General features: G+C 42.4%; 17 protein-coding genes. 3 read left to right on the forward strand and 14 right to left on the reverse strand.

All coding sequences use genetic code 11. The features are described 5' to 3' along the window. Nucleotides 1-350: 350 nt before the first annotated feature. Complete coding sequence (gene murI, locus SRRS_RS26270) at nt 351-1,124, forward strand: glutamate racemase (RefSeq protein WP_371364659.1); 774 nt, start codon at nt 351-353, stop codon at nt 1,122-1,124. A 174-nt stretch (nt 1,125-1,298) separates the two neighbouring features. On the opposite strand, the gene SRRS_RS26275 is transcribed toward murI, so the two are convergent. The 9 genes from SRRS_RS26275 to dnaK all read right to left on the reverse strand — a co-directional run bounded on the left by SRRS_RS26275 (nt 1,299) and on the right by dnaK (nt 9,087). Beyond that, nucleotides 1,299-1,805: a GNAT family N-acetyltransferase gene (locus tag SRRS_RS26275; RefSeq protein WP_371364661.1), complete on the reverse strand. Its 507-nt coding sequence runs from the start codon at nt 1,803-1,805 to the stop codon at nt 1,299-1,301. A gap of 296 nt (nt 1,806-2,101) precedes the next feature. After that, nucleotides 2,102-2,680, reverse strand: coding sequence for a type 1 glutamine amidotransferase family protein (locus tag SRRS_RS26280; protein WP_371364663.1), 579 nt, complete (start codon nt 2,678-2,680; stop codon nt 2,102-2,104). A gap of 57 nt (nt 2,681-2,737) precedes the next feature. Further along, entirely contained in the window at nt 2,738-3,685 is a 948-nt protein-coding gene (locus SRRS_RS26285; protein WP_371364665.1) for a helix-turn-helix transcriptional regulator, read from the reverse strand. 119 nt (nt 3,686-3,804) lie between these two features. Next, nucleotides 3,805-4,437 carry a CatB-related O-acetyltransferase gene (locus tag SRRS_RS26290; RefSeq protein WP_371364667.1) on the reverse strand — a complete coding sequence of 211 codons (633 nt, stop codon included), beginning with the start codon at nt 4,435-4,437 and terminating at the stop codon, nt 3,805-3,807. A gap of 222 nt (nt 4,438-4,659) precedes the next feature. Beyond that, nucleotides 4,660-5,208 (reverse strand): GNAT family N-acetyltransferase, encoded by a 549-nt coding sequence (locus tag SRRS_RS26295; protein ID WP_371364669.1) that lies wholly within the window; start codon nt 5,206-5,208, stop codon nt 4,660-4,662. A gap of 120 nt (nt 5,209-5,328) precedes the next feature. Further along, nucleotides 5,329-5,640, reverse strand: a complete 312-nt coding sequence (locus tag SRRS_RS26300; RefSeq protein ID WP_371364671.1) for an Inorganic pyrophosphatase — start codon at nt 5,638-5,640, stop codon at nt 5,329-5,331. A 1-nt stretch (nt 5,641) separates the two neighbouring features. Further along, nucleotides 5,642-5,905 carry a hypothetical protein gene (locus tag SRRS_RS26305; protein WP_371364672.1) on the reverse strand — a complete coding sequence of 88 codons (264 nt, stop codon included), beginning with the start codon at nt 5,903-5,905 and terminating at the stop codon, nt 5,642-5,644. A gap of 259 nt (nt 5,906-6,164) precedes the next feature. Beyond that, complete coding sequence (locus SRRS_RS26310) at nt 6,165-7,193, reverse strand: DnaJ C-terminal domain-containing protein (RefSeq protein WP_371364674.1); 1,029 nt, start codon at nt 7,191-7,193, stop codon at nt 6,165-6,167. Nucleotides 7,194-7,221: 28 nt separating this feature from the next. Beyond that, a complete protein-coding gene (dnaK, locus tag SRRS_RS26315) occupies nt 7,222-9,087 on the reverse strand; it encodes a molecular chaperone DnaK (RefSeq protein WP_371364676.1) in 1,866 nt (621 codons plus the stop codon). Nucleotides 9,088-9,642: 555 nt separating this feature from the next. Here dnaK and ddlA point away from each other — a divergent pair. Further along, entirely contained in the window at nt 9,643-10,746 is a 1,104-nt protein-coding gene (gene ddlA, locus SRRS_RS26320; RefSeq protein WP_371364678.1) for a D-alanine--D-alanine ligase, read from the forward strand. 173 nt (nt 10,747-10,919) lie between these two features. Here ddlA and SRRS_RS26325 read toward each other — a convergent pair whose 3' ends face one another. After that, nucleotides 10,920-11,687 carry a DUF4931 domain-containing protein gene (locus SRRS_RS26325; protein ID WP_371364680.1) on the reverse strand — a complete coding sequence of 256 codons (768 nt, stop codon included), beginning with the start codon at nt 11,685-11,687 and terminating at the stop codon, nt 10,920-10,922. 637 nt (nt 11,688-12,324) lie between these two features. On the opposite strand from SRRS_RS26325, the gene SRRS_RS26330 reads away from it, so the two are divergent. After that, nucleotides 12,325-12,597, forward strand: coding sequence for a hypothetical protein (locus tag SRRS_RS26330; protein ID WP_371364682.1), 273 nt, complete (start codon nt 12,325-12,327; stop codon nt 12,595-12,597). A gap of 205 nt (nt 12,598-12,802) precedes the next feature. Here the strand turns inward: SRRS_RS26330 and rd are convergent, their stop codons facing one another. The 4 genes from rd to SRRS_RS26350 all read right to left on the reverse strand — a co-directional run bounded on the left by rd (nt 12,803) and on the right by SRRS_RS26350 (nt 16,902). Next, the gene (gene rd / locus SRRS_RS26335) at nt 12,803-12,964 is read right to left on the reverse strand and encodes a rubredoxin (protein WP_371364684.1); all 162 of its coding nucleotides are present in this window, start codon (nt 12,962-12,964) and stop codon (nt 12,803-12,805) included. A 113-nt stretch (nt 12,965-13,077) separates the two neighbouring features. Next, nucleotides 13,078-13,659: a 2-oxoacid:acceptor oxidoreductase family protein gene (locus SRRS_RS26340; protein WP_371364686.1), complete on the reverse strand. Its 582-nt coding sequence runs from the start codon at nt 13,657-13,659 to the stop codon at nt 13,078-13,080. 5 nt (nt 13,660-13,664) lie between these two features. Continuing rightward, complete coding sequence (locus tag SRRS_RS26345) at nt 13,665-15,566, reverse strand: thiamine pyrophosphate-dependent enzyme (protein WP_371364688.1); 1,902 nt, start codon at nt 15,564-15,566, stop codon at nt 13,665-13,667. 460 nt (nt 15,567-16,026) lie between these two features. Continuing rightward, nucleotides 16,027-16,902: an EamA family transporter gene (locus SRRS_RS26350; protein WP_371364690.1), complete on the reverse strand. Its 876-nt coding sequence runs from the start codon at nt 16,900-16,902 to the stop codon at nt 16,027-16,029. Between the last annotated feature and the right edge of the window lie 263 nt (nt 16,903-17,165).

Below are 17,165 nucleotides of genomic sequence, written 5' to 3' on the forward strand. Positions count from 1 at the left end.
CGATTAGCAAACCGATAATATATCAACCAGGAATGCGTTCCGATATTTTCTTCCATTCATGTTTATCAAGAAAACTGCCTGGTACATTGTCTTCCATCTCTCTAAACATGACATACGGCACACTGAAGGATAAGAGATCGGCGTCGATATGATTGCGTAAACAGTACGCATCAATAATCTGAGCTGTGGTGTTTTTTTATCTAGGACTAGAGAACGTCAATCTCGCCAAAATTCCTATGTCTGCTAATTTATGGTATTATATAAGCAGTACTTATTTTAATCGGAATCCTATATTTTGCGGAGTTGTCACGATAATATAAAATACAAATTGGAACTAGGAAGGGATTAGGATGAGAATCGGCTTTTTTGACTCTGGTATTGGCGGCTTAACTGTTCTTGGTCACGCTTTAAAAATACTACCGTTTGCTGATTACATTTACTATGCCGATATTGAGCATTTGCCTTATGGGGAAAAGACGAAAAGTGAAGTAAAACAATACGTCCAAAAGGGTATGGATTATATGGCTGAAATCAAAGTAGATGCCGTAGTGATCGCTTGCAATACGGCAACAGGTGTTGCCGACATGAAATTGCGAAAGAATTATAGTTTCCCGATCATTGGAATGGAACCTGCGGTAAAACCAGCTGTTGCTTATTGTAAAGAAAGAGGCAAAAAGGCATTGGTATTGGCAACCAGTCTTACTTTACGGGAGGAAAAATTTCATAAATTAATTCATAGACTTGACGCGACAGAAATGGTTGATACGATAGCGTTAGGCGGTTTGGTAAAATTTGCCGAACAGTTTGAGTTTGACTCTTTAGGTGTCTATCAATATTTGCAAAAGGAATTTGCATCATTAGAGATACCTGATTATGGTGCCGTTGTTCTTGGCAGTACACATTTTCCATTATTTAATAAGGTTTTGCAACAATTGTTTACAAAGGAAACTGTTTTTTTTGACGGAAGTGCCGGAACCACAAATCACTTGGCAAATATATTAAAGCAAAAAGGCGTAGCTTCTAGTTTAGATGATAAAATTAAATTTGTAATTACAAATGGCAAACTCCCTCCAAGTGATGTTGATTATAAAAAAATATTGCAAACTTATTTGCATAGCATATAAAACAATAACACGATATCATACACAGTGAATTTCTATATGAGACGATATGTAGCTTATTCCGCTTGTCCGAAGCAAAGGACGTTCTTTTTGCTTCCTTTGCCTTCGCTAACTATCGGCTTTGACGGCTGCTACTTTATTCATTTCATAACCCTCATAATCGCCTGCACAAAGCTATTAAAGGTCTTTTCGTAATAGATAATCCTTTTGTACATCATCACCCATTACGAAAGCGTGTGTACCTATTTCATAAAAGCTATTCTTTTTGTAAAATTCCAAAGCATTTTTATTTTTTTCCCAAACACCAAGCCACATATAAGTCTTCTTTCGCTCTTGTGCCACCGCAATTGCTTTATCCATCAAATAACGTCCTAACCCTTTTCCTTGAAACTCACTCAAAACATATATCCTTTCTACTTCGAGAGATAAATGATCATAAATATCAGTTTGCGCTTTGCATTCATTAAGTTTCAAATATCCAGCCAATTTATTATCTTGGTATATAAAATAGAATAAAGATGCCTCATTTAATAATTCGTGTCTAAGCTTATCCAAACTAAATGCTTCCTCAAGATAAGCGTTCATATTGGCCTCGGTGTTCATACAAGCAAAAGTTTCTTTATAAGTTTTGTATGCTATTTTTTGAAGGGCGGATAATTCGCCAAGAGTACATTTTAAAATCATTTTTATTACTCCCTTCTATAACAAATATTTCCTTCTCTGTTTAAATGAATAATTATATCATAAAATTGCACCACTTCTCTACCTATAGAAAAGGCCAGCCTTAGTCAGCCAATTGACTAAGGTTGGCTTTAGTTTTTCCGCCCACCTCATTCCGTATCATTGGCAAGAGCGTAGGCAAATAATATTTTATTAAAGCAAAAAGAATAACGACTTCGCACACAACTAAATGCTATGAAAAGGGCGGACTAGGAAAAGGTGGTCTGCTGCCTTTGCTTTTACCTGGAGCAAGATGCTTTTTATGACCGGTAAAAGCCGGTCTTATGTGCGCTATACCATTCTAAAACAGCAGTTTCTGGCTTCGCTTTCAGCAACAATAAAATTTCTTTGGCAAACTCCAGTGAAGCAGTGCCATTGGCCGTGACTACATTGGAGTCGCAGACAGCTTGTTCTTCTACAAAGTGCTGATTGCCTCGATAATGAGGAGCTTGATCCTGCATGAATTCAAGAGTGTTTCCCGAATGTCTGATTTGATTCAAGTAGCCGTTTTCTGCCATAAAGTTGGCGGCACCGCAGATTGCACCTACTGGAATACGTCTTGCAATTGCATACTCCACCACAGGTAACACGGCGTTGTTCAGTTGTTCCAGCCAGGCATTGCCTCCAATTAAAATCAGCATACCAAAGTCGGCTGGAAAATCGGCCACTGAATAATCGGGAAGAACTCGAAAACCACCCATCGATGTTTTAGGTTCTTTGTCAAGGCTTACCGTCTTTACCACATACTCTGTTTCGGGTGCGTTAAGTTCGGAACTGACATATGCGCTTTCCCAATCGGCATATCCGTCAAAAATAAATACCAATACTGTTTTTTTCATTGTTTATCTCCCTCCTTCTGTTACATAGTCTACAATCAAAAAGGTGACACCTATGTGTCACTTTTTATTGTAACGGGTATTTATTTCGCCCAAACGGCGTTTGATTTCTTCTTGGAGTGCAGGAGGGGAAATGACACGCACCTTGTTCAGGAGACTGAAAACCAGATCTGCCGCCCACGCTAAATTGGAAACTTGAAAACGAATCTGCCCACAATCCTTTTGACCTTCAATGTGCCGTTGGAAAAAAGAAGCGTCGATTTTGTCCGTCAAATCAAATTCATCCGAGACATTATATTCAAGTACGATCTCGAAAAGTTCTGACTGGCTTTGTGGTGAAAAAAGTTCAGCTCCGTAATTGTTGCTAAACTCGATTGTCTCCACGGGACGGGGCTGAAATTGCTCCTTCAGGATTTCATAAGAAACAATTCTGCTAACCTTGAATAACCGAAAGGCATCCCGGTCTTGGCAGAAGGCATAAACATACCAACTCGACTGCTTAAAAACTAATTTGTGGGGCTCCACGGTTCGTACGGAGCGGGAATCCCTAGAGATATACTCTAAACGGATACAATGGCGCTCACAAATCGCACGGTAAAGTCTAGATATTTTTTCATGCACAATGCTATCGCGGAACCAAGACGACAAATCAATGACATAATCACTTTGAGAAAAAATAGCTGTCTCCTTTTCCGGGACGAGCTTTGCCATTAGGTTTGTTACGGAGATGTCACCATCAATACTTTTCAGGGCGCTCAGCGCTGTAAATATCTTTTTTGTATCGTCCGTGGAAAGAACTTTCTTATCTACTTTGTAGCTTTCTACGATAGCCACTCCACCGCCGATTCCTGGATAAGACACGATTGGAATACCTGCACAGTTCAGTGTTTCCAAATCACGAAAAATTGTCCTTTTCGACACCTCAAAACGATTGGCAAGTTCCTGAACTGTAATTTTATCCGTACTCACAAGAATACAAAGCAAGCCAAGTAATCGTTCTATTTTCAATAGATCCCACTCTTCTTTATAATGTTTTTCGGTTTTTTCTGTTTCTAAGCTTTCGCAGCAACATTAAAAGGGAGGCAAGACATTCTTTCTACTTGTCTAATTGATACCCGCTCATTTTCTTACACTAATTTATCAATATCTCCTGATTGAATATATTGGATATTGGCTTGGATTTTTTCGTACGGCCAATCCCACCACTTAATTTTTAGCAATTTTGAGATTACATCATCGCTAAACCTTTTCTTTATAACTCTTGCCGGTACACCGCCAACAATAGTATAAGGTGGAACGTCGTTAGTAACTACTGCTCTAGTTCCAATAATTGCACCATCACCAATTTTAACACCGGACATGATTATAGCGTCGTATCCTATCCATACATCATTTCCAATTACAATATCACCTTTATTATCCCAGGCATCTGTTATATGGCTGACGTCTAACCCCCATTCCTCATGAAATATTGGAAATGTATAAGTAGATAGTGATTTCATTGTGTGATTTCCACTTGTCATGAGGAATTTTGCTTTACATGCAATTGAACAAAACTTCCCGATTATTAATTTGTCATTGTTTATAGGATACTGATATAGTACATTATTTTTTTCAAAATCTCTTGGGTCATTATAAAAGTCATTATATATTGTATAATCTCCAACTTTTATATTATCTCTTGTAATTATATTTTTAAGATATATAGTTTGACAATCATTACTTCTTGGATATATTTTATTTGAATTTGGAATAGTCATATTTAATTCTCTCCTTTGTATTATATTATTTTTCTGACTATTCCATTTTCACAATGCATTTCTTCATAGAAGCCTCCATTTCGCCGCTGACGCTGGCGGCACAGGAATTAATCTATTCTTTGTAAAATCACATTTACCAGAGAATGAGTCGGGGGACGGTTCGGCGACTCATCTGTTTTAAACCATCCCCATTGCTTCCTCCTGTATAAGCCATTGTCATGGTTATTCTATAAAATCGCTCACTTTACAAAGCCAAATCATCTGATCGGATACCGGCCAATAGTCCTTTATCACTTTGTAAGGTGCTCCAAATTTTTTTAACCATTTTTTCTGAGCACGTTTATAGCCACTGTCTAGACAAAATTGATCAATTCCTTGGTCGGATAAATGCATCACAATAGCCTTAATTAACGCCGAGCCAACACCTTGATTCTGATAGCAAGGCAAAACATAAAGACTGCCTAATTCGCCTATACTGTGGAAGTGACTGTCGGTACATTTTTTTATATCATCACCACATATACCAAAAGAGATTGTGCCAATAACCGTCTCCCTTAGTTTAGCAACTAAAAAAAGTCCATCCCAATCAAGATGGTCAAGCGATGCATCCACCAACCTCCTTTTGTCTACAATTATTTGTCTGTAAAGATCTTTATACAAAAAACCGAGTCCCTCTTTTTCGAATGCATCAGGAATTGCTGTTTCAAAGACCTGATAGGCTGATTCTATGTCGTCAGTAGTAAGCTGCCTTATCAATAAGTCATTAATCATAGCATCATATCCCCTTAGATGAGTTGGGCGACGCCCTTTGTCCCACACACAAATTTGGCAGAAGTTTTTCATCAAAATACTTCTCTGTTAATTAAGATGCCTTTCATGTAATTGCTTTCATTATGAAAACCCATAAACAGCTGCTTTTTCTTCCTCTGTACAACCTAACAGCAACTTGATTTCAGAGTCCTTTTTTATCGAGTCTATTGTACAAATCACTGCATCCACGCTTTTCTCTTGCCTGGTGCCTAGCCAAACGTCAATCCCATCGCCATCCATTGACGAAGTACCTTTTAGATATCCATAACACACCGGGTACACTACCGCGGGATAAGTCGGGTGGTGAGCACCCTTGGGCCGATCAATCACCAATTCCGCTTCTTCCACCAAACAGTCCAATGTATGCCAAAAGTCCCTGTCATAATATCCCACGCTATACAACCCCTTCCCATTTTGCTACCGGTTCAATAAAACTGTGGCACTTATTCTCTCTTGATTTGCATTCCAAATACTCCAGATATAATGTACACCGAACCGCTGGGTCTGGAAAACTTTCTCTTATGTAAGTCACTACAATGTTCAACCTTCCTATCAATGAAGCTAAAGTACCAACTGTAATAAATGTTCCGATAAATCCCCCGATGATTCCAGCCCAGAAAATTCCCCATAAACACCCAACATATAAAATTTCTTTCAACTAGAAACGCCCCTCATAGTGAATTTTATAGCGAATCAAAGCTCTGCCTACAGGGTATCAACCGGATTATAGGCGTAGCTACCCTTTAGGCTTCACTTGCACTGGGTTATACATACATCGAATAATGGATATTGCCAATAGCTCTATTATAATACCAAACTGACGTGAAAGGGGAATGTCTTGTTGGATTTCGCCCAGACGATAAGGAAAAAAGACAAGTCGGTGTCACTTGGCTGTGATACCGACTTGTCTTTTTAGTTTAAGCGACTCCCTGCTCCTGCCCGTGCTGGTTAGCAGCTTTGGCATCGCGGATTTTCCGGTAGAGCGCCTTTTCATCCTCCGGCTGATTTTGCGGAATATCAATGCGGATTTTCAAATACAGGTCACCTAGACCCTGCTTTTGCGGCAGACCTTTGTTTTTGAGCCGCAGCCGCTGACCGGAGTGAGTGCCGGGCTGGATCTTAAGCTGAACCGGACCGTGGGGGGTGGCAACTTTGACCCGGTCGCCTAATACGGCTTGTTCCGGATAGAGGGTGAGCTCAGCTTCCAGGTCACTGCCGTTTACCAGCCATGCCGGATCGGCCACCTGGATATGAAGATACAGATCGCCGGCGGCACCTGTACCAAAGCCCTTGCCACCCAATCCTTTCAGACGCAGTGATGCACCCGGACAGAGGCCGGCAGGTATTTTTACCTTGACTGTTTTCGCGGCTTCGGTAATACCAGTACCGCCGCAGGCCGGGCAGACGCCGCGCTGATTGAAGCGTTGCCCCTCACAGGCGGCACAGACATTCGGTGCCGACAGGCGGAGATCCTTTTCCACTCCCTGCATCAGCTCAGTGACTGAGAGATGGATTTCGGCATTTACATCTTCCCCTTTGTAATTGGCAGAGCGTGTCCGTCTGCCGCCAGGCTTGCCGTGGCTGAAATCCTGACCGAAAATGCTGTTGAAGAAATTGCTGAACTCAAAGCCGGATGGATCAAAATCAGTACTTCCCTGATAGCTGTAAGTATAGCCGTTGCCGGTGGCGGACGGATCAAACTGGACTTCATCACCGGCCCGCCAGTTCATGCCCAGCTTGTCGTACTTAGCCCGTTTGTCCGGATCACCAAGCACTTCATAGGCTTCATTAATCTGCTTGAATTTTTCTTCAGCTTGCGCCTTGGCATCGCCCTGATGAAGGTCGGGGTGATGCTTACGGGCCAATTTGCGGTACGCTTGTTTGATTTCTTTTTCGGTCGCAGATTTGGGAACCCCTAATATTTCGTAGTAATCGATATATTGCATATGCATCACCCCTTACCTCTACTTTTATTTATTCATATTCAACGTCGATGACATCATCCTGTTTGGGTTGGCTGCCGGAATTACTGCCCGGCTGTTGTCCGGCAGTTGCGGGCTGGTACTGAGCGGCTTGGCTGTAGGCCTGTTCCAGTTCACCTTTAAGCTGTTGTAACTTAGCCATATCCACTTTGTCGTCAGCCTGGTTGACGGCTTCCAGTGCGGCCGCCAGCCGTCCGCTGAGGTGCACGGGCAGGGTATCGCTTTTTTGCGCCAGGAAATTACGGGCCTGATAGGCCAGCGAATCTACTTCATTTTTCAGTTCCACATATTGCCGTCGGTTTTGGTCTTCAGCGGCGTAGCGTTTGGCATCTGAGACCATCCGGTCGATTTCGGCTTTATCCAAGTTACTGGAGCCGCTGATAGTAATAGATTGTTCTTTGTTTGTAGCTTTGTCTTTGGCGCTGACCGTAAGGATACCGTTGGCGTCAATATCGAAGGTGACTTCAATCTGCGGTAAACCGCGCGTGGCTGCCGGTATGCCGGTTAATTTGAAGCAGCCAAGGGTTCGGTTATCGCCAGCCATTTCCCGTTCCCCCTGCAGAACATGAATGTCGACTTCCGGCTGATTGTCATCGGCCGTGCTGAATACCTGACTGCGGCGGGCAGGAATGGTCGTGTTACGTTCAATAATCTTGGTCAAAACGCCGCCCAGTGTTTCCACACCCAGGGACAGCGGCGTAACATCTAAGAGGACTACGCCTTTGAGATCACCGTTCAGGACGGCACCCTGGATGGCAGCACCTATGGCTACAACCTCGTCCGGATTCACGTTTTGGTTAGGGTCTTTGCCGATCAGTTGTTTGAGCAGCTGCTGCACGGCGGGGATACGGGTAGAACCACCTACCAGGATGGCTTCATCAATATCTTTGGCTGTCAGTTTGGCATCAGCCAACGCATTTTCCACAGGAATCCGGCAGCGTTCCACCAGGGTGCGAGTAATTTCATCAAATTTTACCCGGGTAAGTTTCAGTTCCAGATGCTTCGGGCCACTGGCATCAGCGGTGATGAAAGGTAGATTAACGGTGGTTTCGGTTACAACTGACAACTCAATCTTAGCTTTTTCCGCTGCTTCGGTAAGCCGCTGCAACGCCTGCTTGTCTTTAAGTAGATCAATACCGTTATTTCTCTTGAATTCGACGGCCAGCCAGTCGACAACAGCTTTGTCAAAGTCGTCGCCGCCCAGGTGAGTGTCACCATTGGTAGCCTTAACCTCGAACACACCGTCGCCTACATCCAGAATGGATACGTCGAAGGTACCACCACCCAGGTCAAATACCAGGATGGTTTCATTCTTTTTCTTGTCCAGACCATACGCCAGGGCAGCCGCTGTCGGCTCGTTGATAATCCTTAGCACATTGAGGCCGGCGACACGACCGGCGTCTTTGGTAGCCTGACGTTGCGCATCATTGAAATAAGCCGGAACCGTAATGACGGCGTCGGTTATTTTCTCACCCAGATACTTGCTGGCGTCATCCACCAGTTTGCGCAGAACCTGGGCCGAAATCTCTTCCGGTGCGTACTGATTGTCGTCTACCAGGAATTTAACCGTATCATCCGCACCCTGGACTACTTTATAAGGAACCAGTTTCATCTCATCCGTTACTTCGTTGAAACGGCGACCAATGAAGCGTTTTACCGAATAGAAGGTTTTGGCGGGGTTTAATACCGCCTGACGTTTGGCCAACTGGCCGACAAGACGCTCGTTGTCGCGGAAAGCGACGACTGAGGGAGTAGTGCGACCGCCTTCGACGTTGACGATAACCTCCGGACGTTCTCCTTCTAATACAGAAATACAAGAGTTAGTTGTACCTAAATCAATGCCTACTACTTTTCCCATAATTAGCGCCTCCTCTTTATAATTAATTGCTGATTGCATGGGATTACTGTTTAATTACAATTCCATATTACCAGAAAAAAGTTATTAATTAAAAAGTCAAAAATAGTCAAACAAAGCCATTTATAACCATTTTAGACTTTTTTTTGAATAAATATCGCGCTTCCGTAGTAAATCTGATTATTTTTGACTTTTTGACCTTTTGACTTTATAGATTAGGAAACTGCTCCCAGGCTGTTGCCGTTTGATCACACTATGGCGCTGAATAATCTTACCCTGACTTGCAGAAAACAAAAAAGCAGCCTCCGGGCCGATCCGATCAAATAGATTCGGGTATATATCCCATATCAACTTCATCTGGCAAACTATATGTGATTTTATTTATAAAAACAATACCGTATAGTCATGCATAGCAGTAGACTTTCAAAAAAGATGAGTCAAGGAACCGTCCCCTGACTCACACTGGCATTTCTTTTTGCTTTTTTTCTCTAAGTGGCAGGGATACATTAGAAAAAAGGGAATAAATTAAATTGATGAAAATCAACAGGAGATGGTATTATGAGGAAGATTAATGTTGGAATTTTATTTGGTGGTAGGTCGGCTGAGCATGAAGTTTCCCTACAATCAGCTAAAAACGTAATAGACGCAATCGATAAAGAAAAATATGATGTTACATTAATAGGAATAGATAAAACGGGGCAATGGTATCTAAACGATCGCTCGCAATTTCTACTAAATAGTAATGATCCAAAACATATTGCGTTAAATAAAACAAATAAAGACGTTGTATTAGTGCCTGGAGCTGAAAATCAAAAACTTCTATGCCCTTCTGACAGAAATATAAGTGGTAATATTGATGTTGTATTTCCCATCTTACACGGCCCGTATGGTGAAGACGGTACTGTTCAGGGGTTGCTAAAATTAGCTAATATCCCTTTTGTTGGATCAGGCGTTCTAGGGTCTGCGGTAGGCATGGATAAAGATGTAACTAAGAGACTGCTACGGGATGCCGGAATCCCTATAGCTAAATTCTTAGTCTTTCATAAATGGAATCAAGATGATTTAAACTTCGACGAAGTTTCACAGTTTCTAGGTTTGCCTCTATTTGTCAAACCCGCAAATGCGGGATCGTCTGTCGGAGTTAGTAAAGTAAAAAATGCACATCAGTTTAAAAAGGCTATGGAAGACGCATTTCAATTTGATAATAAAGTTTTAGTAGAAGAATTTGTAGAAGGTCGTGAAGTGGAGTGCGCCGTTTTAGGCAATCAGACTCCAATTGCCTCTAATGTAGGCGAAATCATAGCTCAACAAGAATTTTACTCTTATGAAGCAAAATATATCGATGAGAATGGTGCAGTTCTCGATATCCCAGCAAAAATTTCTAATGAACAGGTAAAAATAATTCAAGATTTAGCAATCAAGACGTTTAAAGTACTTTGCTGTGAAGGAATGGCTAGAGTCGATTTCTTTCTCTCAAAAGATAATAAAGTTATTGTAAACGAAATTAACACGATTCCGGGTTTTACCAAGATAAGTATGTATCCGAAACTCTGGGAAGTAAGCGGTATATCTTATGGTGAACTAATTGACAAACTCATTGTTTTAGCACTTGATAGGCATACTAGAGATCAACGTTTGAAGACTTCTTACGAAACGATATAAACACTTTTCTATTCTCAATTTGGAAACTTTTCTATATAAATCTAAACTCCCGTCAAATTAATGTAATTTTGACGGGAGTTTCTCTTTGTGTTCCGCCTATTCGATTTATTGCACAAAAATGGTAGGGACAATAAGCAACGGGTCTCATCCTCCTGAAATCACCTCAACTGAAATTATAATCCGTATATTCGCTTGAGGTCAGCGGCGACGTCGGGAATGCGGGTAGACACTTGGGGAATGGCGTAGCCGATGTAGACGGGCGAGGTAACGAACCGGGGCATGACTTTGGCGGTTATCTGGCCGCCTATATGGTAAAAGAAGATGTTGTAGCTGTTGCAGTGGCGGTGAAAGTGGTGAAGGAAGTAGTGGGCGCAAATCTGCAGGTAGTCGGCCAGGCGGTCAAGGTGCGCGAGGTCGGCGAGCTTGAGGTTGAGTTCAACAAAGCCGACCAGCGGCTTGTCGGCGATGGTGAGTTCAACGCCGCCGTCGCTGCTGATGACCATGCCTTCGAGGCTGGCCGGAGGGATGTTGGCGGTGTAATCAAGGTGGCGGAGGCCGACGATTTGCATGTGGGGGTGGCGAATAGAGCCGCCCGAGCTGGGGCCGTGGTTTTTGAAAAACAGGACCGAGGCGAATTCTCCGCTGTCGATCATACCCAGCCAGTTCTCGACGCCAAAGCGAATGACCCGATGGAGGTGGTCCTTGGGATAGAGTGACAGTTCGGCTGTGCAGTCATCGGTTTCGATGAGGACGGTCTGGAAGGTGTCCTGGAGCACCGGATATTTGTTGGCAAGGAGGAGTATCGGTCCGTCTTGGGCGATGATACCTTCAAGTTCCTCACGGCAACAGAAGGGGCATTTATGTCCGCTATCGACAACGGTCATTGGCTTGGCGCCGCCAATCTTGGTGTCAAAAACGAGGTGGATTTTCCTTAAGGTCATGGTTAAGTCTCCTTGTGGGCCAGAGTGTCTTGCTCTTTTTATTATACCAAAAGAAGCAAGGGAGCGGTTTGTCCGATTCTAAGGTGTGTTATGTATAAAAAGTTATGGAAGCAACGGAACTATCACCATCACTTCCAAATATCGCATAGTACGTGAGCCTTATTATCATTTCTTAAAATAATTACAAATATTTTTTATAACCTTTAGCAATATTATCTGAGTAGCCTAACGTCTCGTAGAATTGGTGGGCTTCTTTTCGTTTGATTAGCATTGACTGCTTCTCCTTAAATAATTATCAAAATAAAACTTAACTATCTAAATATGAAATTCTCTAGAAAATAAACTAATCCCTTGTAAAATATGTCTATGGCAAAATAACGTCTCCATCATCAGCACTAACATCAACGAATCCGACATCATGTTGTTTTGCTAACTCTTTCATTAGCATATTTAAAGCATTTTAGTTAATGATTGATTACGTTACTTCTAATCAATTTATTGCAGCAAAATGGTGAGAACAATAGTAAACCACTGTGCACCACGGTCCTGGATATTACTTTCAAACAAAAAATTAATAATTTAACGATACACTGGAGTATGATCAAGAGGATTATAAAGCTGCTTGGAGGTAATCTACATGGGTGTAAATTCAAAACAAATTGAGCTTTCGCAAACAGTCCCGGCAATCATAGGTTTACTGCCTTCCTCACGACAGGCTTTAGTTTTAAAGTCAGGCAGAGATGCGGCGGCATTAATAGGAAAAAATGCATTAACCATCCGTGAGCAGCAGGCAGCTTTGGCTGTAGCCGATCTGTTTTTACAGTTTTGCCACGAAGATCCGAACAATCAAAAATTCAGTGAACTTATGGAAGCCTCCATTCGCCAAAAGGCCGAAATGCAACAAGAATAATCTTGATGTAGCCGCCTGCCGCTTTACATGGTGGAGCCAAATACACAACGCTATTCTCTGTTCCAAAATATTTGCTATACAAACTTAAACTCCTGCCAAATTAATACAATTTAGCAGGAGTTTTTCTGTTTGTTACCACTACAAATCTTAGGCCAATAAGGGCGGTGAAATTAGTGTTGTTAGTCTAGACAGTTTCGATTCACATTTAGTCCTGCGGTTCAAAATCACCCTTTGAGACGCCACATAACGGGCATACCCAGTCGTCCGGAATATCCTCGAAAGCGGTACCAGGTGCTATGCCGCTGTCAGGATCTCCAGCAACCGGATCATAGACATACCCGCAAGCCGAACATACATATTTTTTCATAATTTTAACCCTCCATCATTTTTATATTAATAATTGGTCGCTTAATTTCAAGATAGGCCTTCGGAGGCTCCCAGGCTGGGACATTTTTCAGGAGCTTCCTTCCGTAAATAGAGTTATAACAGTGAGTTAAATAGCGCTAAGTTTTTTTCCAGGACTTGTCCGTCCAGTAAATCCCGTAAAGCGTGCTCATAATCTTCAAGGGCAACCCCGGAAATCAGAGTATGTTTTGCTATTTCCGCCAATATTACAACATTCTGCATTCGCGCATCAGGCAGCGTCTCTGATTTCACTCTCAAATTCCGGACACTGCGTCTTTTACATTCTTCCCTAATAACTTGCCAATCTAGCGGCGGGTTCTTGCCTAACCTTACGTCCAGCGGTTGCCATACAGCGTCGTAATAAACCAAAGTACCGCCGTCAGTCAGATGAGAGTTCAGACCACGTAACGCCTCATAACGTTCCAGCGCTACCACCATATCCGCCGAACCGTCTTTAATCAATGCCGAGTGAGCCTGCGCACCGATCCTTACATGAGATGTAACCGTGCCGCCGCGCTGAGCAAGGCCATGGGTATCCACTCCGCGCACCGGCAACCCGGCATAATCAGCGGCCCTGATTAGTGCTTCACTCAGGAGGCCTATGCCCTGTCCGCCTACACCGATCAGATAAATATCCATTTTATCCTCGATCCTCATAATCCTTATCCCTCCTTGGGATGTTCAGTTGCTTTGTAAGCAATTGCCCCGACAGGACAAGTCTGCCTGCATGAGCCATCGCCAATACAAAGATCGGGTTGAACGCGAACCGTACCATTCGCCTCCCGCTGGAAAGTCGGGCAGGCAAAGTCCGCCACGCAGTTGTGGCTCTGATTGCATACTGACGTCACCTCAACCTGATTATTAGGCAGCGGTCGGCCGCTCTTTTTCAGATCACGGGTCAATTTTAACATACAAGGATGTTTGGCTATAACAACATTAAATTTATCTTCGGCCAGCGCTTCCTCTACCGCGGCCTTAAGTTTTGCCTGAAGATAGGTATCCACTTCGCGGATGCTTGTAACTCCTAATCCTTCCAACACTCGCCGGACAGGAATTTTCTCACTTGCCCCATTAAAGTTCTTTCCTACTCCCGGGTGGTCTTGATGCCCTGTCATTGCGGTAGTGCCGTTTTCCAAAATAATAAGCGTAAAATTATGATTGTTGTACAATGCATTAATAATCCCCGGCAGTCCTGCATGGAAAAAGGTTGAGTCGCCAAGAAACGCGACGACTTTGCGCTTTTTGTTAAATAAGGATAGCCCGGCAGCGGTACCACAGCTGTGTCCCATGCACAATAATACTTGCCCCATATTATAAGGCTCAATATGCCCTAAGCTGTGGCAGCCTATATCCCCAACCGTAATGTCATTTTCGGCCAAAGCCTGTTTAATGGCATAAAAAGCTGACCGGTGCCCGCATCCCGGACACATTTGCGGCGGACGGGGCGCCAATTCCGGATACTCATGCGTATCACCGGGACCTTCAGCCCCCGGAGGCAAAATATCCGGCCATATTTTTCTTACTACTGCTTCTACCTTACTGGGAGTATATTCATTCATCCAATCGTCAATATCAGTCTTGCCGATAATTTTAACTGCTATTTCCTGTTCGTAGGCAAGCGCCTTAACGTCTCGTTCCAGCACGTCGTCGAGTTCTTCGAGTATTTTTACTTCGTCATGCTGCCGTAAAAACTCGGCGATTAATTTTCGGGGTATCGGATGAACTATACCTAGTTTTAAAATGTCGGGCTTGCCCGTCGAATCAGCCAAGACATCCATTAGCGACAGGAAAGGGGCTCCCATGGTAATAATACCGCGCTTACGATTGCCGTTATCCACTTGAGTATTAAGTTTTGATATATCAGCATATTGCGCAAAATCGGCTAGCTTTTCCAACGCTTTTCTTTTCAAAGGAAAGACTTTAGCCGTAATCGGAACATAGGGTCCGTTCTGGGGTGAAAATCGAGGGTTATCGTCAAAAACCTGCGGTTTCCAGGCAGCGAAAGCAACCTTTTCTTTGGCATGGCATACATGGGTGGTCAATCTTAAAATAACCGGCATCCTGCGCTCTTTAGACAGGCGGGCAGCCTCTTTAAACATTATATAGACTTCGGCCGGAGTTGCTGGTTCAAATACCGGGATATAGGATAAGCGGGCATAATGACGGTTGTCCTGTTCATTTTGCGAAGAGTTGGCGCCAGGGTCATCTCCCAGGACAATAACCATCCCGCCAATTATCTCCATATGGCCGAGCTGAACGAAACTATCGGCGGCAACATTGATTCCTACACTTTTAAAAAACACAGTGGAAAGGTACCCGTTAACCGCTGCCCCAAAAGCAACTTCCGTCGCGACCTTCTCATTGGTAGAAAACTCAAAATGCAATGGGTTTACGTCTTTCGGTATGGCCGCGATGGCTTCGGCGATTTCCGGCGTCGGCGATCCGGGATAAGACGTCACGACCCTGACTCCGGCCTCAAGCATCGCTCGAACAATTGCCGTATTCCCCATGACAATTTCCGCACCGCCGCCAGGGTTAGTAAGTATCTCCCCCAATCTTTTCATTTCTACCTCACCTCTCCCTCTACTTTTTTATTTAATGTCGGGTTCCATCGAGTCCAATACACTACTCTATTTCCTATTTTGAAATGTTCGCCACACAAGCCTAAACTCCTCCCAAATTAATACAAATTTGGCAGGAGTTCCTCTTTTTTTTACTTCTATTCGATTTATTATAACAAAATGATGGGGGCAATAGAAACGTTATCTGCCTTACCTGGATCAAAGTCATAAAAGGACGTTTGATATTCATGGTTTTTGGCGGATTCCTCAAACGTTTTTTAATATGATTCATTAATTTTTGTGCTAACCCTTGATGGCGATAATTTCATCTGTCATAACTGTACTAATTTTCTCACAGAGGCTTTTGGTAATCAACACTTTTTCTTTTGTCCACCGCTAATATATGTTGGTGTCATAATAGACAAATAGCTTTTTATATCATCCAACAAATCTGGAAGCCTGATTATAAAGATGGTAATCGGTTTTTTTCTAAATTTGGATACGCAATTCCTATAAGAATGAATATAACACCTAACCACCGTGAAAAATTTACAGTTTCACCCAAAACCAATGTAGACATACTTACCGCCATTGGTAACTCAGAAGCGCATAAAATATTACCTAAACTGCAGACTTTAGGCATACCAATACTAAATAATACTAGTGGGAAAATTGAGCCAAAGAGTCCTGTAAGAATTCCATATTTGAGCAAACCATTTATCAGTACTCCATTAAAAAGAAACATAGGAGGCATTAAAATCATAACAACCAATCCTGCTCCACTAGTCATAATTGCGCTTTTATAGATCGGATGAATAGGAATGCTGGCGCGTCCGCTTACATAAACAAATGTAGCAAACGATAATGCAGCAAGCAGGCCCCACCCTATTCCGATCCAGGAAAAAGAAATGTCACTTTTGAAAACATCAGAAGCAAAGAATGAACCAAAAAGTATAACAACAATTGAGATTATATTTCTTATACTCGGAACTTTTTTAACAAGTATATATTGTAAACCTTGGTTAATCCATATGTATTGCAATAGTAAAATAACCGCAAAAGAAGCATTAATATATCCAAGAGATTTATTATAAAAAACGCCTGTTAATCCCATTGGCATACCACTTATCAGTAATATCAAGCACTGTTTTACCGATAATTTTATTTTAGGAACAAAGATTGCCACTAACCATGTGATTATTGCTGCACAAAAATATTGGCTCCCTGTTACATCACTGACTGTGAAACCATCCTCGTATGCAAGTTTAACAAATGTTGAAACAACACCATAGGAACATCCACCAAGAAAAACTAGAATAGAATATTTCCAAAGCTCCATTATCCTAAAATCCTCCTGTTATATAAATAAAAAACCACCCATTCTCCGAAAGGAAATGAGTGGCGAAATGAAAATCTAGATTTTCAGAAAATCCACCTAGCGCATAATTGTAATATGCAGCTTTTATTATTATCAAATTATGAAATAATTATAGTCACAAATATAGCAACTGTCAAGAATAAGTCGTTATACAGACCTATTTCTTCGCTATCAAAAAAAGGATTTGTTGGCGCCAGAGCTAATCCCTGCTATAATATGTTTAA

The sequence above is a fragment of the Sporomusa rhizae genome, assembly GCF_041428845.1.
Lineage (GTDB): Bacteria > Bacillota > Negativicutes > Sporomusales > Sporomusaceae > Sporomusa > Sporomusa rhizae.